Below are 20943 nucleotides of genomic sequence, written 5' to 3' on the forward strand. Positions count from 1 at the left end.
TTGCACCTGCGGGCGCGGCTTTTTTACCGGCACGGGGCAGGGCGCCGGGCGCCCTGCCCAGGGGCTCAGAAGTGCTCGGCGTCGAGGCCGAACAAGGAGGCGCTGCCGGCGCGGATGCTCTGCTCCAGGCTGAGGATGCGCGGCAGCATGCGGCTGAAGTAGAAGCGCGCGGTGGCCAGCTTGGCACCGTAGAAACCGTCGTCCTCGGAACGCTTGTGCTCGGCCACCTGGGCCATGCGCGCCCACAGGTAGGCGTAGGCCACGTAGCCGAACAGCTGCAGGTATTCGACGCAGGCGCTGCCCACCGCGTGGGGGTTCTGCGCCGCCTGTTCACGCAGCCAGTCGCTGAGGTCTTCCAGGCGCTGCACCGCATCCAGCAGCTCGGCGGCGTAGGCGGCGCCGGGCAGGTAGGCGTAGTCGCGGATCTCGCCGGTGAACAGGCGCAGGGCCACGCCGCCGTTGCCCACCACCTTGCGCCCCAACAGGTCCAGGGCCTGGATGCCGTTGGTGCCTTCGTAGATCTGGGCGATGCGTACATCCCGCACCAGTTGCTCCTGGCCCCATTCGCGGATGTAGCCGTGGCCGCCGAAGATCTGCTGGCCCAGCACGCAACTGTCCAGGCCGGTGTCGGTGAAGAACGCCTTGGCCACCGGGGTCAGCAGCGCCACCAGGGCCTCGGCGTTGTGCCGCTCATGGGGCTGGTCGGCGAACTTGGCCAGGTCCAGCTGCTGGCCGACGTAGCTGGCGAAGGCGCGGCCGCCTTCGGTCATGGCCTTCATGGTCAGCAGCATGCGCCGCACATCGGGGTGGACGATGATCGGGTCGGCGATCTTGTCCTTGGCCACCGGGCCGGCCGGGGAGCGGCTCTGGATGCGCTCGCGGGCGTAGGTTCGGGCGTTCTGGTAGGAGTTCTCGGCGCAGCCGATACCCTGGATGCCGATGGACAGGCGCTCGTAGTTCATCATGGTGAACATCGCCGCCAGGCCCTTGTTGGCCTCGCCGATCAGCCAGCCGCTGGCGCCGTCGAAGTTCAGCACGCAGGTGGCCGAGGCCTTGATGCCCATCTTGTGCTCGATGGAACCGCAGCTCACCGCGTTGGCCGCGCCGAGATTGCCGTTGGCGTCCACATGGATCTTCGGCACCAGGAACAGCGAGATGCCCTTGGGCCCGGCCGGGGCGTCCGGCAACTTGGCCAGCACCAGGTGGATGATGTTCTCGGTCAGGTCCTGCTCGCCGCCGGTGATGAAGATCTTGCTGCCGCTGATGCGGTAACTGCCGTTGGCCTGGGGCTCGGCGCGGGTGCGGATGATCCCCAGGTCGGTGCCGGCGTGGGCCTCGGTGAGGCACATGGAGCCGGCCCAGCGGCCTTCGTACATCGGCGGCAGGTACAGCTGTTTCAGCGCTTCGCTGGCGTGGGCGTCGATGGCCAGGCAGGCGCCGGAACTCAGGGCCGAGTACAGGGCGAAACTGGAATTGGCGGCGTAGAGCATTTCCTCGAACTGCACCGCGAGCATCTTCGGCATGCCCATGCCGCCGTAGGCCGGGTTGCCGCTCAGGCCGACCCAGCCGCCCTGGATATAGGTGCTGTAGGCCTCCTTGAAACCGGCCGGGGTGCGCACCTGCCCGGCGTGCCAGCTGGCGCCTTCCTCGTCGCCGCTGCGGTTGAGCGGGGCGATCAGGTTGCCGGTGACCTTGGCCGCTTCTTCGAGAATGGCGTCGGCGGTGTCGCCGTCCACGGTATCGGCCAGGGCCGGCAGGCGCGCCCAGAGCTTGGGTGCGTTGAACACTTCATGCAGGACAAAGCGCATGTCGCGCAGCGGAGCGTTGAATTCGGGCATTGCAGGAACCTCGGGCAAAAGTGGAGGTTGAGCGGCCTCGGCCGCATGAATCGACAACGAAAACCCCGCCACCATGTAGGAGCCGGCTTGCCGGCGAAGGGGCCCGCAAGCCATGCATCGCCCTGGCCGACGCCTTCGCTGGCAAGCGAAGCGCCGCCCGGCCAGCTCCTACAAGGGCTGGGTAGGTGTATTCAGGCTAGAGGTTTTTCGCCATGTCGCGCAGGACGAACTTCTGGATCTTGCCGGTGGAGGTCTTGGGCAACGGGCTGAAGACCACGGTACGCGGCACCTTGAAGCCTGCCAGGTGCTCGCGACAGAAGGCGATGATCTCGGCTTCGCGCACGTCCTGATGATCGGCCTTGAGGGTGATGAAGGCACAGGGCGTCTCACCCCATTTTTCATCGGGCCGGGCCACCACCGCGGCTTCCAGCACTGCCGGGTGGCGATAGAGCACGCCTTCCAGTTCGATGGTGGAAATGTTCTCGCCGCCGGAAATGATGATGTCCTTGAGCCGGTCGCGGATCTCCACGTAGCCGTCCGGGTGGGTCACCCCCAGGTCGCCGGTGTGGAACCAGCCGCCCTCGAAGGCTTCGGCGGTGGCCGTGGGGTTCTTCAGGTAGCCCTTCATCACGGTATTGCCGCGCATGAAGATCTCGCCGATGGTCTGGCCGTCCCGGGGCGTGGGTTCGAGGGTTTTCGGGTCGGCCACCATCACCCCTTCCAGGGTCGGGTAGCGCACGCCCTGGCGCGACTTGATCTGCGCCCGCTGTTCCAGGGGCAGTTCATCCCAGGCGGCGTGCCAGGCGCACAGGGTCACCGGGCCATAGACCTCGGTCAGGCCGTAGACGTGGGTCACCTTGATGCCCATTTCCTCCACCGCGCCGATCACCTTGGCCGGCGGCGCGGCCCCGGCCACCATGGCGTTGACCGGGTGGTCGATGGCCGCCTTGGCGGTGTCGGGCATGTTCACCAGGGCATTGAGCACGATGGGCGCGCCGCACAGGTGCGTGACCTGGTGCTCGCGGATCAGGTCGAGGATCTTCTGCGGGTCGACCCGGCGCAAAAACACGTGCACCCCGGCCAGGGCGGTGACGGTCCAGGGGTAGCACCAGCCGTTGCAGTGGAACATCGGCAGGGTCCACAGGTACACCGGGTGGTTGCCCATGGCCCAGGTCATCTGGTTGCCCAGGGCGTTGAGGTAGGCGCCGCGGTGGTGGTAGACCACACCCTTGGGGTTGCCGGTGGTGCCCGAGGTGTAGTTCAGGGCGATGGCCTGCCACTCGTCATCGGGCCACTGCCAGGCAAACTCGGGATCGCCCTCGGCGAGGAACGCTTCGTAGTCCAGTTCGCTGACCGGCTGGCCCTCGCCGTACTCCGGGTCGTCGAGGTCGATCACCAGGGGCGGGTGATCGAGCATGGCCACGGCGGCGTGGATCACCTCATGGAACTCGCGGTCGGCGATCAGCACCTTGGCTTCGCCGTGGGCCAGCATGAAGGCGATGGCCTCGGCGTCCAGGCGCACATTGAGGGCATTGAGCACGGCGCCGATCATCGGCACGCCGAAGTGTGCTTCGAGCATTGCCGGGATGTTGGGCAGCATCACCGCCACCGTGTCGTTCTTGCCGATGCCGCGCCCGGCCAGGGCCGAGGCCAGGCGCCGGCAGCGGCTGTAGGTCTGGGCCCAGGTGCGACGGATCGAACCGTGGATCACCGCCGGGTAATCGGGGTAAACCGCAGCGGTACGCTCGATGAAGCTCAAGGGGGAGAGGGCGATATGGTTGACGGCAGTCGGCGCCAGGCCTTGCTCGTAGATGGACATGGTTCGGGTACCCGGTGGCTGATTATTAGCTCTATTGGCCGAGGCTTGGGTGGCGCGTGCTGTGTACCTGGGGGCACCCACTGTAGGAGCCGGCTTGCCGGCGAAAGCGATCTCAAGAACACCCTGGTCCGTAGGAGCCGGCTTGCCGGCGAAAGCGCTCTCACGGGCCCCTTCGCTGGCAAGCCAGCTCCTACGGTCAGGCGATCCTTATCAGGCGTTCCTTACAGGTACGCAGCACACCCAGCGAAAGCTCGGTGACTTATCCGGGGTCTTTTATATACTGTTTGTCGATTGATATGGAAGTACTACCTGAGTTGTATGGTAGTTGTACTATATTGAAAATCTGCTGTTGCCACCCACAGGTTGATCGATGATGCCCACCTCCACCCACCTGAGCCGCTGGTTGCAGCTACAGCGTGCAGGCCAGTTGCCGGACTCGCCCTGGCTCGGCCACGACCCGCAACCCAGCCTGCTGCTGGACGCCCAGGCGCAGCCGCTGGACCTCAACCCGGCACTGCGCCAGTGGCTGGACGATGCGGCCACTGGCGATCTCGCGGCCCTGCTGCCGGTCAACCACCCAGCCCTGGTGCGGGCCTGCCTGGAACAGCAGCGGGCCATCGAGCAGGTGGAAGCCCAGTGGGGCGAGCGCATCCTGCTCTGGAGCTTTATCCCCGATCCGCATCGCCAGCGGGTGCTGGCGCGCTGCCAGGAAGCCACGGCCCAGGTCCGGGCCGAGCGCGAGTCGGCCAAGGCCCGGCGCCTGTACCGCCTGATCACCGAAAACACCACTGACCTGATTTCCCGGCACACCCCGGACGGCAGCTTCCTCGACGCCTCACCGGCCTCCTGGACCCTGCTCGGCTACTGGCCCGAGCAACTGCGCGGGCGCCTGGCCCGCAGCCTGTTCCACAGCCAGGACCTGGCCGGGCTGATGCAGCGCACCCGCGATGCCCTGGAGCAGGACGGCTACCACACCATGACCTATCGCATCCGCCATCGCGACGGCCACTACCTGTGGTTCGAAACCGCCTGCCGCGGCATTCGCGACACCTACACCGGCACCGTGGTGGAAGTGGTGGCGGTGTCCCGGGACATCACCGCCCGGGTCCAGGCCGAAGAGAACAAGCGGCGCCTGGCGGAAGTGGTAGAGGCCAACCCCGACCCGGTGCTGTTCATCCAGCCCGGCGGCGCGGTCACCTACCTCAACCCGGCGGCGCGGCGCACCCTGGGGCTCGGCGACGGGCAGGCAATGCCGCCACTGGCGGCCATTCTCAGCGCTGCGGTACTCGACAGCCTGCAACGCGAAGGCTGGGACCGCGCTGAACACAGCGGCCGCTGGAACATCGAGGCGCGCCTGCAACCGCCGGCCGGCGGCGCCTCGGTGCCGGTCTCGCTGATGCTCCTGGCCCACCGCTCGGCCAGTGGCGAGCGTTTCTATTCCCTGGTGGCCCACGACCAGAGCGAGCGCGAACTGCGCGAAGCCCAGCAGCGCCATCACCAGGACGAACTGGCCCACACCGCGCGCCTGGTGACCCTGGGCGAACTGGCCTCGGGTATCGCCCACGAGATCAACCAGCCGCTGGCCGCAGTGGTCAACTACGCCAATGCCAGCCAGCGCTACTTGCAGGCCCTGGGCACCCAGCCCGAGGCCGCCCGCAAGGTGGCCCAGGGCCTGGAACGGATTGCCGAGCAGGCGACCCACGCCGCCGAAGTGATCAAGCGCCTGCGGGCCTTTTTGCGCAAGGGCGGGCGCCGGGTGCAGGCCCTGGACATCGCCGAAGTGGCCCGGGAAACCGTGCGCCTGTGTGCCTGGGAAGCCCAGGCCAGCCAGGTGACGATCGACTTGCAGCTGGCGGATAATCTGCCGCCGGTGTACGCCGACCGGGTGCTGCTGGAGCAGGTGCTGCTGAACCTGCTGCGCAACGCCATCGAGGCCAACCGCGAAGTGCATGGGCAGCAGGGCTCGCACATTGTGCTGGCCGCCGAGGCGACGGCCGAAGGCGGGGTGCAGATCAGCGTCAGCGACCAGGGCCCCGGTGTCTGCGCCGAGCAACTGCCGCAGCTGTTCACCCCGTTCTACACCAGCAAGGCCAATGGCCTGGGGCTCGGGCTGTCCATGAGCCGCAGCATCGTCGAGGGCTTTGGCGGCGACTTGCAGGCCCAGCCCCAGGCCGTCGGCCTGCGCATGTGCTGCCGGCTGCCGGCCAGTGCCCCGGCCGACCCCTCGGCAACGTCCCAGGCAACTTCCCCCGCAACGACAGGAGCAAGGCAATGACGAGTGTGGCGCAGCAACTGGTGTATGTGGTCGACGACGACCCGGGCATGCTCGACTCCACCGTCTGGCTCCTGGAGTCGGTGGGGCTCAAGGCGCTGCCCTTCACCAGTGGCCGCGAGTTTCTCGAACACTGCGATCCGAGCCTCAATGCCTGCGTGCTGCTGGATGTGCGCATGCCCGGCATGGGCGGGCTGAACGTTCAGGAAGAGCTGCGCCAGCGCGATATCCGCCTGCCGCTGATCTTTGTCAGCGGCCACGCCGACGTGCCCATCGTGGTCCGCGCGTTCAAGGCCGGGGCGGTGGACTTCATTGAAAAGCCCTACAACGAACAGCTGTTGCTGGACAGCGTGCAGCAGGCCCTGAGCCGCGCCGACCGCCATCAGAACCAGAGTGCCGGGCAGGCCCGGGTGCAAGGGTTGCTGGAGAGCCTGACGCCACGGGAGAAAGACGTGTTGCTGCCGCTGGTGCAGGGCTACACCAACCGCGAGATTGCCGAGCAACTGGGGGTCAGCATCAAGACCATCGACCTGTATCGCTCACGGGTGATGAAACGCATGCAGGCCGAACACCTGCCGGAACTGGTGGGCATGGCCATTGCCGCCGGGCTGGTAGACCCGCTGCACCTGCGCTGAGGCTCAGGCCACCGCGCTGCGCACGGGCACGCCGCCCAGCAGCCGCTCGATGGCGCCGCTCAGCAGGTTTTCCAACAGGGCTTCGCGTTCACGCTCGGCCAGGGGTTGTTCGCTGAACCAGCTAGGGGCGCTGTTGAGCAGGTTGGCCAAAGCATGGGCCGCTGCGCGCTGCGCCTGTGGGCCAAGGCCGGTCGGGGTGCCCAGCAACTGCACCAGCTGTTGTTCGTAGCGTTCGCGCAATTGCCCGACCCGCAGTTGCTGGTCGGGATTGAGGCAGCCGCTGTCGCGCTCCACCAGGCGGAAATGCCGCGGCAATTCCCGGTGCAGCTTCAGGTGGGCGCGGATCAGCGCCGGCAGGCAGTCGCCCTGCAACTTGCGCCGTTGCAGGCGCTTGAGGGTGCTGTGCAGCTCATCGAAGAACTCCTCGATCAGGTCCAGCAACAGGTGCTGCTTGCTCGGGTAATGGTGGTACAGCGAGCCCGGGGTCAGCCCCAGATGGCTCGCCAGCTCACGCATGCCGACCTGGCCGAAGCCCTTGCTGGCGAACAGCTCCAGGGCCTTGTCGCGGCTTTCGGCAAAGCGTGAGCAACGCTCAGCCATAGTGATGGAAACCCCGACCGGTCTTGCGCCCCAGGTAGCCGGCGGCAACCATTTCCTTGAGCAGCGGCGCGGGGCGGTACTTGCTGTCGTTGAAGCCGTCGTAGAAGGCTTCGAGGATCGCCAGCAGGGTGTCCAGGCCGATCAGGTCGGCCAGGGCCAGCGGGCCGATCGGCTGGTTGCAGCCCAGGCGCATGCCAGCGTCGATGTCCTCGGCGCTGGCCAGGCCTTCCTGGAACACCAGGATCGCCTCGTTGATCATCGGCACCAGGATGCGGTTGACCACAAAACCGGGGCGGTTGCCGGCGGTGATCGCGGTCTTGCCCAGGCGCTGGGCCATATTCATGGCCAGGGCGTGGGTCGCGTCGCTGGTCTGCAGCCCGCGGATCACCTCGATCAGGCCCATCACCGGCACCGGGTTGAAGAAGTGCAGGCCGATGAACCGCTCGGGCGCGCTGACGCTGGCGGCCAGTTGGGTGATCGACAGCGACGAGGTGTTGGAGGCGATCACGCACTCGGCGCTGACCTGGGCGGCGATCTGCTGCAGCACCTTGAGCTTGAGGTCGAGGTTCTCGGTGGCGGCTTCGATCACCAGTTGCGCATCCTTGAGCACGCCGTAGTCGGTGCTGATGCGGATCCGACCCAGGGCGGCGAGCTTGTCGTCTTCGCCGAGGGTGCCCTTGCTCACCTGGCGGTCGAGGTTCTTGCCGATGGTGGCCAGGGCCTTTTCCAGGGCGCCCTGGGCGATGTCCAGCAGGGTCACGTCAAAGCCCGCCTGGGCGCAGACCTGGGCGATGCCGTTGCCCATGGTGCCGGCGCCGATCACCCCGATATTCGCAAGATTCATCTTCAGCTCTTCCTTTGTTCATTGCCTTCGCGGAGCATGGCGCGGTTGCCTTGCACAGCGCATTATCCAGCGCGAGTCTAGAGCCCGGCGCGGTGGCCGGCCTATGCCGAAAGCGGTCAAGCGTGCTGGCGTTTTTTGCCATAGGTCCAGCTACGGGAGCACAGCCTCTACATGCGTGAATCGGATTCGGTCGCGGTCTACTTTGTCCGGGTGATGACCCACGCCCTGCGCCAGCAGCCGGCGCGGCTGGCGGCCGTGCTGCGCGAGGCCGGTATCGATCCGGCGTTGCTCGACCAGCCCCGGGCGCGGGTGCCCGGCAGTGCCTTTGCCGCCCTGTGGCTGATCCAGATCCGCGAGTTGCAGGACGAATTCTTCCAGCTCGACTCCCGGGGCATGCCGCCGGGGGCCTTTGCCCTGATCTGCCGCGGGCTGATCCAGGAGCCCAATCTGGAAAAGGCCCTGCGCCAGTGCCTGAACAACTTCGGCCTGTTTTTACGGGACGTCGGCGCCAGCCTCAGCCTGCGGGGCAAGCGCGCGGTGATCAGCCTCGACAGCCGCTGCGCCGACCCGCTGCGCAGCCACTACGCCGAGGAAACCCTGCTGGTGCTGGTTATCAGCCTGTTGTGCTGGCTCGGCGGGCGACGGATTCCCATCGACCGCGCCGATTTTCGCCACTCGCGCCTGAGCCTCAGCGACGATGCGCTGCTGTGGGGCAGCAACCTGAGCTGGAACGCCGGGCGCACCGAGATCGAATTCGCCAGCCGCTTCCTGCGCCTGCCGGTGGTCCAGGACCTGGCCTCGCTCAAGGTGTTCCTGCGCAGCGCGCCGCAGTGGCTGGTGATCCGCTTTCGCAACCAGCACGGGCTGACCACCCAGGTGCACCAGCGCCTGCGGGGCAGCCACTACAGCCAGTGGCCGACCCTGGAAGCCTTCGCCCGCGAAGTGCAGATGAGCGCCAGCACCCTGCGCCGGCGCCTGGAGCGCGAAGGCGGCTCGTACCAGGAAATCAAGGACGAAGTGCGCCGCGGCGTCGCCGTCGAGCTGCTACGGCGCACCTCCGTCAGCATCAGCGAGATCGCCGAACTCACCGGCTTCCAGGAGCCCAGCGCCTTCCATCGCGCGTTCAAGAAGTGGACCGGCGAAAGTCCCGGGCGCTACCGCGCCCGTTTCCAGCCAGCCCCCGCCTGATTCCACGACATCCCGGCTTCTACGGATTTCGTCCCGTCACACAGCCCCCCGTAGGAGCTGGCTTGCCAGCGAAGGCGCCCGCAAGATCACCGCCCGATCCGAGGGCCTGTTCGCCGGCAAGCCGGCTCCTACGGATTTCGTCCCGTCATGCAGTCCCTTGTAGGAGCTGGCTTGCCAGCGAAGGCGCCCGCAAGATCACCGCCTGATCCGAGGGCCCATTCGCCGGCAAGCCGGCGCCTACGGTCGGTGTGGGTTAGGCCGGGCTGCGGCCGGGCATCTGGATGCCGTGCTGCTGCACGCGGCGGTACAGGGTGGCGCGGGAAATGCCCAGGGCCTTGGCTGCCGCCACGGGTTTCCAGCGGTGGCGCACCAGGGCGTCCAGCAGGGCCTGGCGCTCGGGGCTGGTGGCGGTTTCCAGGGCGGGCAGGGCGCCTTCGGCCTCGGCGCCGCGCAGTTGTTCGGGCAAGTCATGCAGTTGGATCAGCGGCCCTTCGCACACCGCGCAGGCATAGCGCAGCACATGGCGCAATTGCCGCACGTTGCCCGGCCAGCGGTAGCCCAACAGGCATTCCAGCGCCGCATTGCCCAGTTGCACCGGCGCACCGCAGCGCTTGGATTCCTCTTCGACAATCCGGGTGATCAGCGCCAGCCGGTCGCTGCGCTCGCGCAGCGGTGGCAACTGAAAACGCGCCCCCCCCAGGCGGAAATACAGGTCCTCGCGAAAGCTGCCTTCGGCCACCAGCGCCTCCAGATCGCGGTGGGTGGCGCAGATCACCTGGATATCCACCGCCTTGCGCTGCGCGGCCCCCAGCGGCGCCACTTCACCCTCGGCCAGCACCCGCAGCAGGCGGGTCTGCAAGGCCAGGGGCATGTCGCCGATCTCATCGAGGAACAGGGTGCCGCCATCGGCCTGTTGCAGCAGGCCCTGCATGCCCTTGTTCGAAGCGCCGGTAAAGGCCCCGGCGACGTAGCCGAACAGTTCGCTTTCGATCAGGTTCTCGGGAATCGCCGCGCAGTTCACCGCGACAAAGGGCCGGTCCCGACGCTGGCTGGCCTGGTGCAGCTGGCGGGCGAAGACTTCCTTGCCGGAACCGGTCTCGCCCTGGATCAGCACCGGCAGGTGGCGGTCCTTGACCCGCACCGCCAGGCGCAGGCTCTGTTCCACCCGCGGGTCCAGCGGTTCTCCGGCCAGGCTCAGGCGCGGGCGCTGTGCCGGGCGCCTTGGGGCTTGCAGGCGGCCGTGGAGGTTATCGGAAAGGGGGCACAGGGCTTCGTCGCGGGCGCGCTGCAACAGCTGCGGGTCGAACACCTGGGCGATGTGCTGCGGCAAGCGGCCATAGCGGCGCAGCAGGTAATGGCGCGCCGCCGGGTTGAGCGCGCGCAGGCAACCGTCGTCGTCCCAGGCCAGCAGGTAATCCGGCTGGCTGTCGACATAGCCGGGGCTGGCATGGGCCCGCAGCACCCAGTAGCCCTGGGCGCTGTTCATGAAGAATGCCTGTTCGATCTCCCGCGCGCTCTGCACCACCATCTGCCGGATCAGGTGCTGGGAACGGCGGTCGTCCGGGGAACGCACCGCCGACACATCCAGCACCCCCAGCAACTCGCCCTGGGGGTCGAACACCGGGGCGGCGGAACAGGTCAGGCCGATGAACGCGGCGCGAAAATGGTCGCGCTTGTGCACGGTGATCGGCGTGCGCGCGGTGAGCACCGCCGCCACGCCGCAGGTGCCTTCTTCACCCTCCGACCAGCAGGTGCCCAGGTACAGCCCGGCCTTGCGGCAGTCGTTGCGCAGGGTGGATTCCACCCGGTAGTCGATGGTCTGGCCCTGGGCGTCGGTGAGCAGCACGCAGTAGTCGGCGTCGCGCACCCGGCCATGCAGGCGGGCCACTTCTTCGCTGGCGATGCGCAGGAACAGCTCGGAACGCTCGCGGCATTCCTTGAGCACGTTTTCGGACAGGATGCGCGGCCCCTGCAGCGAGCCGGGGTCCAGTTGGTGCTGCTCCATGGAGCGGCGCCAGGAATCGAGGATCAGGCTCGGCACCGGCGCCTGGGGCAGGTGATCGGCGTTTTTCAGGACCCGGCTGACGCAGTCCACATGGGCTTTTGAATGTGCGGAAAGCATGAAGGCCTCCGGTTGCAGCTTCTTATCGTTGTGGGCGCATTAAGCGCCGATCCGCGGCTCCCGACAAGCACCGGGCGGCGCCGTGGGGGCGCTGAGACGCAACGTCTCAGGGTCTCGCCAAGGCCCCGTGCAGCCTGACATGCAACGTCTCAGGCGCAGGGCTTCCCGACACCTGCAGGCGAGTGCAACAGCCGCTCTGCCACGGGCCTTTGCAGCGGTTTTTCCATAACTGGCACCGGCCTTGCTCTGGCTCTTGGCAACCAGCCCTTGGCAACCCGCGCCGACTGGCCCATCGAAGAATAAGAACGAGGTGCCCGATGTTTTCTCCTGCCTGTGCTCCGCCCGCGGTGAGCCCATGAGCCGCCGCCCCCTCACTGTCGGCATCATCGCCAACCCGGCTTCGGGCCGTGATGTGCGCCGCCTCACCGCCAATGCCGGGTTGTTCTCCAGCACCGACAAGGTCTCGGTGATCCAGCGTCTGCTGGCGGCCTTTGGCGCCACCGGCATCACCCAGGTGCTGATGCCCACTGACATGACCGGCATCGCCGCCGCGGTGCAGAAAAACAGCCGCAGCCGCCAGGCCCGGGAGCAGCACTGGCCGGCCCTGGAGTTTCTCGACCTGACCCTGCGCCAGAGCGTCGAGGACACCCGCCAGGCAGCGCGCTGGATGGCCGAGCGCGGGGTGTCGCTGATCGCCGTGCTCGGTGGCGACGGCACCCACAAGGCGGTGGCCGCCGAGGTCGGCGACATTCCGCTGCTGACCCTGTCCACCGGCACCAACAACGCCTTTCCGGAGCTGCGCGAAGCCACCAGCGCCGGGTTGGCCGGCGGGCTCTACGCCAGCGGCCGGGTGCCCGCCGAGATCGCCCTGCGGCGCAACAAGCGCCTGCTGGTGCGCGAGCCGTCCCGGGGCCTATGCGAAGTGGCCCTGGTGGATGTGGCGGTGTCGCCCCTGGCCTTTGTCGGTGCCCGGGCCATCAGCCGCGCCAGCGATCTGGCCCAGGTATTCGTGACCTTCGCCGAACCGCAGTCCATCGGCATTTCCGCGCTCTGCGGGCTGTGGCTGCCGGTCACCCGCCAGGAACCCCACGGCGCCTGGATGCGCCTGGACCCGCAATCCCCCGAGGCGCTGCTGGTGCCCCTGGCCCCCGGCCTGCTGCAGGGCTGCGGGGTGCTGGAGGCCGGCTACCTGCAACCCGATGTGCCCCAGCCCCTGTGCCTGAACGCCGGCACCCTGGCCCTGGATGGCGAGCGCGAGATCGAATTCAACCCCCACGACCGGCCCACGGTCACCCTGGATGCCGGCGGCCCGCTGAGCATCGACGTCAACGCGGTCCTGGAACACGCGGCGCGCCAGCGCCTGCTGGCCATCGACCGCGATCACCGGCAACACCCCGTGAACCTTCAGTCCGAAGACACCCTGGAGAATAAAAATGTCGACATCCCTGACCACTGACCAGTTGCTCCACGCCTACCGGGTGATGCGCACCATCCGCGCATTCGAAGAACGCCTGCACGTGGAATTCGCCACCGGCGAGATCCCCGGTTTCGTCCACCTCTACGCCGGGGAAGAAGCCTCGGCCGCCGGGGTCATGGCCCACCTGCGCGACGACGACTGCATCGCCTCCAACCACCGCGGCCACGGCCATTGCATCGCCAAGGGCGTGGACGTCTACGGGATGATGGCGGAGATCTACGGCAAGAAGACCGGGGTCTGCCAGGGCAAGGGCGGCTCCATGCACATCGCCGATTTCGAGAAGGGCATGCTCGGCGCCAACGGCATCGTCGGTGCCGGCGCGCCGCTGGTGGTGGGCGCGGCCCTGGCCGCCCGGCTGCAAGGCACCGACGGCGTGTCGGTGGTGTTCTTCGGCGACGGCGGCTCCAACGAAGGCGCGGTGTTCGAGGCCATGAACATGGCCTCGGTGTGGAACCTGCCGTGCCTGTTCATCGCCGAGAACAACGGCTACGCCGAAGCCACGGCCTCCAACTGGTCGGTGGCGTGCGACCACATCGCCGACCGCGCCGCCGGTTTCGGCATGCCCGGAGTGACGGTGGACGGTTTTGATTTCTTCGCCGTGCACGAAGCTGCCGGCGCCGCCGTGGAGCGGGCCCGGGCCGGGGAGGGGCCGTCGCTGATCGAGGTCAAGCTGACCCGCTACTACGGCCACTTCGAGGGCGACGCCCAGACCTACCGCGCCCCCGACGAGGTCAAGCATTACCGCGAGCACAACGACTGCCTGATGCAGTTCCGCGAGCGCACCACCCGTTCGGGCCTGGTGCAGGCCAGCCAGCTGGACCAGATCGATGCCGACGTGGAAGCGCTGATCGAAGACGCGGTGCGCAAGGCCAAGTCCGACCCCAAGCCGAGCCCCGCCGACCTGCTCAGCGACGTGTACGTCGCTTATCCATAACGCCCCACAGAACAACAAGAGACCACCATCATGGCGAGAAAAATCAGTTACCAGCAGGCCATCAACGAAGCCCTGGCCCAGGAAATGCGGCGCGACCCCAGCGTGTTCATCATGGGTGAAGACGTGGCGGGCGGCGCCGGCGCCCCCGGCGACAACGACGCCTGGGGCGGCGTGCTCGGGGTGACCAAGGGCCTCTACCATCAATTCCCCGGGCGGGTGCTGGACACCCCGCTGTCGGAGATCGGCTACGTCGGCGCCGCGGTCGGCGCCGCCACCCGTGGCGTGCGCCCGGTGTGCGAGCTGATGTTCGTCGACTTCGCCGGCTGCTGCCTGGACCAGATCCTCAATCAGGCGGCGAAGTTTCGCTACATGTTCGGCGGCAAGGCCCAGACCCCGCTGGTGATCCGCACCATGGTCGGCGCCGGCCTGCGCGCCGCGGCCCAGCACTCGCAAATGCTGACCTCGCTGTGGACCCACATCCCCGGGCTGAAAGTGGTCTGCCCCTCGTCGCCCTACGACGCCAAGGGCCTGCTGATCCAGGCCATCCGCGATAACGACCCGGTGATCTTCTGCGAGCACAAGCTGCTCTACAGCCTGCAGGGCGAAGTGCCGGAGGAGTCCTACGCGATTCCCTTCGGCGAGGCCAACTTCCTGCGCGACGGCAAGGACGTGACCCTGGTGTCCTACGGGCGCACGGTGAACACCGCCCTGGATGCGGCCCGCAGCTTGGCCGGGCGCGGCGTCGACTGCGAGGTGATCGACCTGCGCACCACCAGCCCGCTGGATGAAGACAGCATCCTGGAAAGCGTGGAGAAGACCGGGCGCCTGGTGGTGATCGACGAAGCCAACCCACGCTGCTCCATGGCCACCGACATCTCGGCCCTGGTGGCGCAGAAAGCCTTCGCCTCCCTCAAGGCGCCGATTGAAATGGTCACCGCGCCCCACACCCCAGTGCCGTTCTCCGACGCCCTGGAAGACCTGTACATCCCCGACGCGGCGAAGATCGAGAAAGCCGTGCTCACTGTGATCGAGTGGAGCCGCTGATGAGCCAGATCCATACCCTGACCATGCCCAAGTGGGGCCTGTCGATGACCGAGGGCCGGGTCGATGCCTGGCTCAAGGAAGAAGGCCAGAGCATCAGCAAGGGCGATGAAGTGCTGGACGTGGAGACCGACAAGATCTCCAGCAGCGTCGAGGCGCCGTTCTCCGGCATCCTGCGTCGGCAGATCGCCCGCCAGGACGAGACCCTGGCGGTGGGCGCGCTGCTGGGCATCGTGGTCGATGGCGAGGCCAGTGACGCCGAGATCGACGCGGTGATCGAGCAGTTCCAGGCCAGCTTCGTGCCCGGCGACAGCGCCGATGAAGATAGCGGCCCGGCGCCGCAGAAGGTCGAACTGGGCGGCCGCCTGATCCGCTATTTCGAGCGCGGTGAAGGCGGTACGCCGCTGCTGCTGGTGCACGGCTTTGGCGGCGACCTCAACAACTGGCTGTTCAACCACGAAGCCCTGGCCGCCGGGCGCCGGGTGATCGCCCTCGACCTGCCGGGCCACGGCGAATCGGCCAAGGCCCTGCAACGGGGCGACCTGGACGAGTTGAGCCAGGTGCTGCTGGCGCTGCTGGATCACCTGGAGATTCCCGTGGCCCATCTGGTGGGCCACTCCATGGGCGGCGCGGTGTCCCTCAACACCGCGCGGCTGGCGCCGGACCGCGTGCGCACCCTGACCCTGATCGGCAGCGCCGGGCTGGGCCGCGAGATCAACGGCGACTACCTGCAAGGTTTTGTCGAGGCCAGCAACCGCAATGCGCTGAAGCCGCAGCTGGTGCAGCTGTTCTCCAACGCCGAGCTGGTGAACCGGCAGATGCTCGACGACATGCTCAAGTACAAGCGCCTGGAAGGGGTGCAGGCGGCCCTCGGGCAGTTGGCCGGCAACCTGTTTGCCGACGGCCGCCAGCACGCCGACCTGCGCCCGGTGGTGCAGGACGGCCCGCAGCCGGTGCTGGTGATCTGGGGCAGCGACGACCGGATCATTCCGGTGAGCCACAGCGCCGATCTCAAGGCGCAGATCGAGGTGCTGCCGGGGCAGGGGCACATGCTGCAGATGGAAGCGGCGGAGCAGGTCAACCGCCTGATCCTCGACTTTATCCAGCAGCACTGAGGTGTTCTGCGGCGGCCAGGGGGCCGTCGCAGCTCTACAAGAATAAGGAGAAGCCAAGATGAGTGTTTCCCTCAAGCCTGTTTCCAGCATGCGTGCCGCGGTCTGGCACGGCCGCCACGATATCCGCGTCGAAGACGTACCGCTGCCCGACGCGCCGCCTGCCGGCTGGGTGCAGATCCGCGTTGACTGGTGCGGCATCTGCGGCTCCGACCTGCACGAATACGTGGCCGGGCCGGTGTTCATTCCGGTGGACGCACCGCACCCGCTGACCGGGATCAAGGGCCAGTGCATCCTCGGCCACGAGTTCTGCGGCGAAATCGTCGCCCTGGGCGAAGGGGTCCAGGGTTTCAGCGTTGGCCAGCCGGTGGCCGCCGACGCCTGCCAGCACTGCGGCACCTGCTACTACTGCACCCACGGCCTGTACAACATCTGCGAAAACCTGGCCTTTACCGGGCTGATGAACAACGGCGCCTTCGCCGAATTGGTCAACGTGCCGGCCAACCTGCTGTACGCCTTGCCGGCCAACTTTCCCGCCGAGGCCGGAGCGCTGATCGAGCCGCTGGCGGTGGGCATGCACGCGGTGAAAAAAGCCGGCAGTTTGTTGGGGCAGAACGTGGTGGTGGTCGGCGCCGGCACCATCGGCCTGTGCACCATCATGTGCGCCAAGGCCGCCGGCGCGGCCCAGGTGATCGCCCTGGAAATGTCCGGCGCGCGCAAGGCCAAGGCCCTGGAGGTGGGCGCGACCCACGTGCTCGACCCCAAGGAGTGCGATGCCCTGGCCGAGGTCAAGCGCCTGACCGGCGGGCTGGGGGCCGATGTCAGCTTTGAGTGCATAGGCAACAAGCACACCGCCAAGCTGGCCATCGACCTGATCCGCAAGGCCGGCAAGTGCGTGCTGGTGGGGATATTCGAAGAGCCCAGCGAGTTCAACTTCTTCGAGCTGGTGGCCACCGAGAAAACGGTGCTGGGGGCCCTGGCCTACAACGGTGAGTTCGCCGATGTGATCGCCTTTATCGCCGATGGCCGGCTGGATATTTCGCCCCTGGTGACCGGGCGCATCCAGCTGGAAGAGATTGTCGGCCAGGGCTTCGAGGAACTGGTCAACAACAAGGAACACAACGTCAAGATCATCGTGTCCCCCGGTCAGTTGCGACGCTCGTAAGCGAGCGATTTGGCGATGGCCGGCCGCGGCCATCGCACTTTTTTACAGTTTTGCGTTCTATCACCTGGCCTGGCCGCGCCGATCCCCGCCGCAGCCCGTGAATTCCGACCCGGTGCCGATGGCCTACGCTCCCTCTTCTTGCATGATGCAAACCCGCTTTCAGCGCCTGTTCCTGGTGGCGCTGCTGATGCTTGGCGCCACGGCCTGTACCCAACAGCAAGGGCGCGATTTTGCCAAACAGTTTCGTGAAGGCAAGCCTGACGAATTCTTCCAGACCAGCGTCGATCGCATGGCCACCATCGGCATGCGCGACAACCTGCAGAGCCTGTACCTGCTGATGGGCAAGCTCTACCTGCGCAACCCCAGCCAGTGGCGCAAGTCGGGTTTCCCCGATGGCACCACGGCCCAGCGCGAGATCCGCAATGCCATCGAAAAGCGCCAGCCGCTGCCGGCCCTGGGGGATCGTCGCGACCTGGCGGCCCTGAGCTATTCCCTGAGCCCGGAGTTCCAGGGCGATCGGGTGGGGGCGTTCATCTATGCCATTGGCAGCATGCTGGTGACCGCCCATGGCGGGCGCACCGAGTTCTACATGACCGATACCATCGACCCGCAGTTCATCAGCAACGCCGCGCGCAATATCGAGAAGGCCACCTGGCTGCTGAGCCAGCGCCAGGATGCCAATGGGGTGCTGTTGCTGTTCTCCAACGAGATTTCCGAGGAGGGCAGCAACCTGAGTTTTGCCGTGGAGTTCGGCAAGATCGTCGCGCGCCTGGATTTGCTCACGCAGATTCTCGATGAGCGCTACCGGCGGGTGGGGTTCAATTACGCGCAGAGCCTGCTGCTGATGAATTTCTTGCCGGTGCAGTAGGAGCTGGCTTGCCAGCGAAGGCGCCCGTCCAGGCGCTGCAAGGCCCAAGGGCCGTTTCGCCGGCAAGCCGGCTCCTACGGGGAACGGCACGGACTATCTGCCTGCTGTAGGAGCTGGCTTGCCAGCGAAGACGCCCGTCCAGACGCTGCAAGGCCCAACGATCTGTTCGCCGGCAGCCGGCTCCTACACGGCGTTTGGCTTGGCCCTCTCTCAGGTCATTCCGAGTTTTTTGCGCGCCATCAACAGAGCTACGACGCTCAACGCTGCCGCCAGCATCAGGTAGAAACTCGGTGCCAGCTGTGAGCCGGTCAGGGCAATCAATCCGGTAGCGATCACCGGGGCAAAACCGCCGAAGATCGTGACCCCCAGGTTGTAGCTCAGGGACATGCCGGTGACCCGGGTGCGCACCGGGAAGATGTCCGCCATCAGCGACGGCAGCGGGGCGAAGTACACCGCCTTGATCAGGGCCATCAGCGCCACCACCAGCAGCAGCGAACTGGCACTGGGGCGGCTGTTGAGCCAGAAGAACGCCGGCAGGATCGCCACGGCATAGACCACCGCCGCTGCCAGCATGATTTTCAGGCGACCGATATGGCCGGACAGGTAGCCGACGATGGGCGTGATGATGGTCAGGATCAGGCCGCCGGTAAGGGTCGCCAAAAAGCCCGAGGACTGGGCGATGTCCAGGCGGGTGGCGGCGTAGGAGGGCATGTACTGGATCATGTAGTTCGAGGCGGTCGACACCACCAGGGTGCCCATGGCGATCAGCAGCAGGGTCTTCTGGGTCACCAGCACTTCGCGCAAAGGGCGTTCCCCCGGTTCGCTGGCCTTGAAGTCCGGCGACTCGTCCACCGTACGGCGGATGTACAGGCCCACCGGGCCCAGCAGCAGGCCGAAGAAGAACGGCACGCGCCAGCCCCAGTCGAGCATCTGCTGTGCATCGAGGTGCTTGGTCAGGAAGTAGCCGAAGGTCGAGGCGATGACCACGCCAAAGCCCTGGCTGGCGAATTGCAGGCTGGCGACAAAGTGCCGGGTGCGCGGCGGCGCGTGTTCCAGCATGAAGGCGGTGGAGGTGCCGAACTCGCCACCGGCGGAGAAGCCTTGCAGCAGCCGGGCCAGGAGGATGCCGATCGGCGCGGCGAGGCCCAGGGTGGCGTAGCTGGGCATGATGGCGATCAGCAGGGTGCCCGTCAGCATGATCAGGATCGACAGGGTCAGGGCCTTCTTGCGGCCCCGGCGGTCGGCGTAGGAGCCCAGTACCGCCGCGCCCAGGGGGCGGAGCAGGAACGAGATGCCGAAGGTGGCGAAGGCCAGCAGCAGGGAGAAGGTCGGGTCGGCCGTGGGAAAGAACACCTGGCTGATGGTCAGGGCGAAGTAGGCGTAGATCGACAGGTCGAACCACTCCAGGGTGTTGCCGATCAAGGCGGCGCCGATGGGTTTCCATAAAGCTTTGGGTTCGACCCGGATCGCGGTCGAGGTGGCGGTTAACTCGGTCATGAAGGACGCTCCTGCTTATTGTTGGATTTTGAGCGACAGGTGCCCGAGCGGCGTCGGGCGGGGTAAGCGACGGCCTCAGGCCCGGGGCAGGTCCCCCAGGTCCCAGAACAGGGCCGTCATGATCTCCAGGCCCTCGCGAATCACCGGCAGCAGCAGGTGTTCGTCCGGGGCGTGCTGCGAGCAGCCGGGGTAGGAGTGGGGAATCCACAGGGTCGGCAGCCCCAGCACGTCGGCGAAGATGTCGTTGGGCAGGGTGCCCGCCAGGTTCGGCAGCAGGGCCAGGCGTTGTGAACTGCTGTTGCCGATGGAGGCTTTGGCGAAGCGGACCCAGGGGTTGTCCGGGTCCAGGCGGGTGGCCGGGGAACAGCGCTCCATGATGACCTCCACCTGGCTGAAACCTTCGCGGTCCAGGTGCGCACGCAGCAGGCTTTCCAGCTGCTGCCAGGGCGTGCCGAGGACAAAGCGCAATTGGCAGTAGGCCACGGCCCGGGGTGGAATCGCGTTCACCGGCTTTTGCGGATTGCCGGTGCTGAAAGCGAGGATTTCCAGGGTGTTCCAGGCAAACAGGCGCTCGCCCAGGGTCAGCCCCGGTTCGCCCCAGTGTTCGTCCAGCGGGCGGCCCAGGGAGTCGCGGTCAATCTCCAGGTCGGCGATGGCGGCGCGCACGTTGTCGGGAATGTTCGCCGGCAGCAGTTCGCGGCAGCGGATGCGGCCGTTCTGGTCCACCAGGCTGGCCAGGGCGTTGGCCAGTACCACGCCGGGGTTGCTCATCACCCCGCCCCAGTTGCCCGAGTGCAGGCCCTTGTCCCGGGTGTTTACCTCCAGGCGGAACTGCGCTGAACCGCGGGAGCCAAGGAACAGCGTCGGCCGGGCCTGATTCAGCCGTGGGCCGTCCGAGGCGATAAACACATCGGCCCGCAGCAACTCTCGCTGCTCCTGGCACAGCTGGCGCAACCCCGGGGAACCGGCTTCCTCGCCCATCTCGAACAGCAGCTTGAGGTTGAAACCCAGGCGCCCGTCGCGGGCCTTGAGCACTTGCTCCAGGGCGGTCAGGTTGATGCTGTGCTGGCCCTTGTTGTCGGCGGTGCCACGGCCGTACCAGCGTTCGCCCTCCAGGGTCAGTTGCCAGGGATTCAGGCCCGCGCGCCACTGTTCGGCGTAACCCGGCACCACGTCGCCGTGGCCGTAGCTGAGCACCGTGTGCAGGGCCGGGTCTTCCAGGCGCGTGGCAATCAGGAACGGCCCGCCGGCCTCGGGGTTGGCCAGCATGTGGCAGTCGAAGCCCAGGCGCTGCAGCAGCGGCTGGATTTCCTCCAGCAGGTAGCGCGGCAACTCGCTGGCGTGGGCCGGGTCCTGGCTGTCACTGCGAAACGCCACCCGGCGTCGCAGGTCCTGTTCAAAGTGGCCGTCGTCCAGGTACTGGCGAACGCCGGCGAGGGCAGCTTGCTTGGTCATTGCAACTCCGGTCGGGCAAGGGGAACGGGCCCATGGTGGAGTTGGCAAAGGCATCTGTATATTGCTGTTTTTTGAA

General features: G+C 67.0%; 15 protein-coding genes and 1 pseudogene. 9 read left to right on the plus strand and 7 right to left on the minus strand.

Going from position 1 to position 20943, the window contains the following annotated elements; translation table 11 throughout:
- Nucleotides 1–65 precede the first annotated feature (65 nt).
- Together AC07R1_RS00385 and AC07R1_RS00390 are read right to left on the minus strand one after the other, a co-directional pair.
- Nucleotides 66–1838 (minus strand): acyl-CoA dehydrogenase C-terminal domain-containing protein, encoded by a 1773-nt coding sequence (locus AC07R1_RS00385; protein WP_011060461.1) that lies wholly within the window; start codon nt 1836–1838, stop codon nt 66–68.
- 196 nt (nt 1839–2034) lie between these two features.
- Nucleotides 2035–3657, minus strand: a complete 1623-nt coding sequence (locus AC07R1_RS00390; RefSeq protein ID WP_015634950.1) for an acyl-CoA synthetase — start codon at nt 3655–3657, stop codon at nt 2035–2037.
- A 373-nt stretch (nt 3658–4030) separates the two neighbouring features.
- On the opposite strand from AC07R1_RS00390, the gene AC07R1_RS00395 reads away from it, so the two are divergent.
- Both AC07R1_RS00395 and AC07R1_RS00400 read left to right on the plus strand, forming a co-directional pair.
- Nucleotides 4031–5932: a PAS domain-containing sensor histidine kinase gene (locus AC07R1_RS00395; protein ID WP_495109945.1), complete on the plus strand. Its 1902-nt coding sequence runs from the start codon at nt 4031–4033 to the stop codon at nt 5930–5932.
- The gene (locus AC07R1_RS00400) at nt 5929–6564 is read left to right on the plus strand and encodes a response regulator transcription factor (protein ID WP_053157415.1); all 636 of its coding nucleotides are present in this window, start codon (nt 5929–5931) and stop codon (nt 6562–6564) included. The genes AC07R1_RS00395 and AC07R1_RS00400 overlap by 4 nt, the downstream gene beginning before the upstream one ends.
- Before the next feature lie 3 nt (nt 6565–6567).
- Here AC07R1_RS00400 and AC07R1_RS00405 read toward each other — a convergent pair whose 3' ends face one another.
- Both AC07R1_RS00405 and AC07R1_RS00410 read right to left on the minus strand, forming a co-directional pair.
- Nucleotides 6568–7164, minus strand: a complete 597-nt coding sequence (locus tag AC07R1_RS00405) for a TetR/AcrR family transcriptional regulator (protein WP_011060465.1) — start codon at nt 7162–7164, stop codon at nt 6568–6570.
- On the minus strand, nt 7157–8008 hold the full coding sequence (locus AC07R1_RS00410; RefSeq protein ID WP_015634954.1) for a 3-hydroxybutyryl-CoA dehydrogenase: 852 nt from the start codon (nt 8006–8008) through the stop codon (nt 7157–7159). Before AC07R1_RS00410 ends, AC07R1_RS00405 begins: the two co-directional genes overlap by 8 nt.
- Nucleotides 8009–8179: 171 nt before the next feature.
- Between AC07R1_RS00410 and AC07R1_RS00415 the strand changes: the two genes are divergently transcribed.
- Entirely contained in the window at nt 8180–9196 is a 1017-nt protein-coding gene (locus tag AC07R1_RS00415; protein WP_210672233.1) for an AraC family transcriptional regulator, read from the plus strand.
- Between the two features lie 253 nt (nt 9197–9449).
- On the opposite strand, the gene AC07R1_RS00420 is transcribed toward AC07R1_RS00415, so the two are convergent.
- On the minus strand, nt 9450–11318 hold the full coding sequence (locus AC07R1_RS00420; protein ID WP_019094734.1) for a sigma-54-dependent Fis family transcriptional regulator: 1869 nt from the start codon (nt 11316–11318) through the stop codon (nt 9450–9452).
- A 355-nt stretch (nt 11319–11673) separates the two neighbouring features.
- Between AC07R1_RS00420 and AC07R1_RS00425 the strand changes: the two are divergent.
- The 6 genes and pseudogenes from AC07R1_RS00425 (at nt 11674) to AC07R1_RS00450 (ending at nt 17915) form a co-directional block, all read left to right on the plus strand.
- Nucleotides 11674–12749 (plus strand): annotated as a pseudogene (locus AC07R1_RS00425) (ATP-NAD kinase family protein).
- A gap of 2 nt (nt 12750–12751) precedes the next feature.
- Nucleotides 12752–13729, plus strand: a complete 978-nt coding sequence (locus AC07R1_RS00430; protein WP_072444785.1) for a thiamine pyrophosphate-dependent dehydrogenase E1 component subunit alpha — start codon at nt 12752–12754, stop codon at nt 13727–13729.
- Nucleotides 13730–13759: 30 nt separating this feature from the next.
- On the plus strand, nt 13760–14773 hold the full coding sequence (locus AC07R1_RS00435; RefSeq protein ID WP_019094731.1) for an alpha-ketoacid dehydrogenase subunit beta: 1014 nt from the start codon (nt 13760–13762) through the stop codon (nt 14771–14773).
- The gene (locus AC07R1_RS00440; RefSeq protein ID WP_011060472.1) at nt 14773–15885 is read left to right on the plus strand and encodes an acetoin dehydrogenase dihydrolipoyllysine-residue acetyltransferase subunit; all 1113 of its coding nucleotides are present in this window, start codon (nt 14773–14775) and stop codon (nt 15883–15885) included. Before AC07R1_RS00435 ends, AC07R1_RS00440 begins: the two co-directional genes overlap by 1 nt.
- Before the next feature lie 88 nt (nt 15886–15973).
- Nucleotides 15974–17047, plus strand: a complete 1074-nt coding sequence (locus AC07R1_RS00445; protein ID WP_011060473.1) for a 2,3-butanediol dehydrogenase — start codon at nt 15974–15976, stop codon at nt 17045–17047.
- Nucleotides 17048–17189: 142 nt separating this feature from the next.
- Nucleotides 17190–17915: a hypothetical protein gene (locus AC07R1_RS00450; RefSeq protein ID WP_026020167.1), complete on the plus strand. Its 726-nt coding sequence runs from the start codon at nt 17190–17192 to the stop codon at nt 17913–17915.
- A gap of 210 nt (nt 17916–18125) precedes the next feature.
- Here the strand turns inward: AC07R1_RS00450 and AC07R1_RS00455 are convergent, their stop codons facing one another.
- Together AC07R1_RS00455 and AC07R1_RS00460 are read right to left on the minus strand one after the other, a co-directional pair.
- A complete protein-coding gene (locus tag AC07R1_RS00455; protein WP_495109946.1) occupies nt 18126–19412 on the minus strand; it encodes an MFS transporter in 1287 nt (428 codons plus the stop codon).
- A 75-nt stretch (nt 19413–19487) separates the two neighbouring features.
- Nucleotides 19488–20867 carry a M20 family metallopeptidase gene (locus AC07R1_RS00460; protein ID WP_210713232.1) on the minus strand — a complete coding sequence of 460 codons (1380 nt, stop codon included), beginning with the start codon at nt 20865–20867 and terminating at the stop codon, nt 19488–19490.
- Nucleotides 20868–20943 lie beyond the last annotated feature (76 nt).

The organism is Pseudomonas sp. GW821-FHT07F01, assembly GCF_059418825.1.

Bases quoted from the DNA above. Each gene is read 5' to 3' on its own strand.
- AC07R1_RS00385 (WP_011060461.1), bottom strand. From the start codon at position 1,838: ATGCCCGAATTCAACGCTCCGCTGCGCGACATGCGCTTTGTCCTGCAT.
- AC07R1_RS00390 (WP_015634950.1), bottom strand. From the start codon at position 3,657: ATGTCCATCTACGAGCAAGGCCTGGCGCCGACTGCCGTCAACCATATC.
- AC07R1_RS00395 (WP_495109945.1), top strand. From the start codon at position 4,031: ATGCCCACCTCCACCCACCTGAGCCGCTGGTTGCAGCTACAGCGTGCA.
- AC07R1_RS00400 (WP_053157415.1), top strand. From the start codon at position 5,929: ATGACGAGTGTGGCGCAGCAACTGGTGTATGTGGTCGACGACGACCCG.
- AC07R1_RS00405 (WP_011060465.1), bottom strand. From the start codon at position 7,164: ATGGCTGAGCGTTGCTCACGCTTTGCCGAAAGCCGCGACAAGGCCCTG.
- AC07R1_RS00410 (WP_015634954.1), bottom strand. From the start codon at position 8,008: ATGAATCTTGCGAATATCGGGGTGATCGGCGCCGGCACCATGGGCAAC.
- AC07R1_RS00415 (WP_210672233.1), top strand. From the start codon at position 8,180: ATGCGTGAATCGGATTCGGTCGCGGTCTACTTTGTCCGGGTGATGACC.
- AC07R1_RS00420 (WP_019094734.1), bottom strand. From the start codon at position 11,318: ATGCTTTCCGCACATTCAAAAGCCCATGTGGACTGCGTCAGCCGGGTC.
- AC07R1_RS00430 (WP_072444785.1), top strand. From the start codon at position 12,752: ATGTCGACATCCCTGACCACTGACCAGTTGCTCCACGCCTACCGGGTG.
- AC07R1_RS00435 (WP_019094731.1), top strand. From the start codon at position 13,760: ATGGCGAGAAAAATCAGTTACCAGCAGGCCATCAACGAAGCCCTGGCC.
- AC07R1_RS00440 (WP_011060472.1), top strand. From the start codon at position 14,773: ATGAGCCAGATCCATACCCTGACCATGCCCAAGTGGGGCCTGTCGATG.
- AC07R1_RS00445 (WP_011060473.1), top strand. From the start codon at position 15,974: ATGCGTGCCGCGGTCTGGCACGGCCGCCACGATATCCGCGTCGAAGAC.
- AC07R1_RS00450 (WP_026020167.1), top strand. From the start codon at position 17,190: ATGATGCAAACCCGCTTTCAGCGCCTGTTCCTGGTGGCGCTGCTGATG.
- AC07R1_RS00455 (WP_495109946.1), bottom strand. From the start codon at position 19,412: ATGACCGAGTTAACCGCCACCTCGACCGCGATCCGGGTCGAACCCAAA.
- AC07R1_RS00460 (WP_210713232.1), bottom strand. From the start codon at position 20,867: ATGACCAAGCAAGCTGCCCTCGCCGGCGTTCGCCAGTACCTGGACGAC.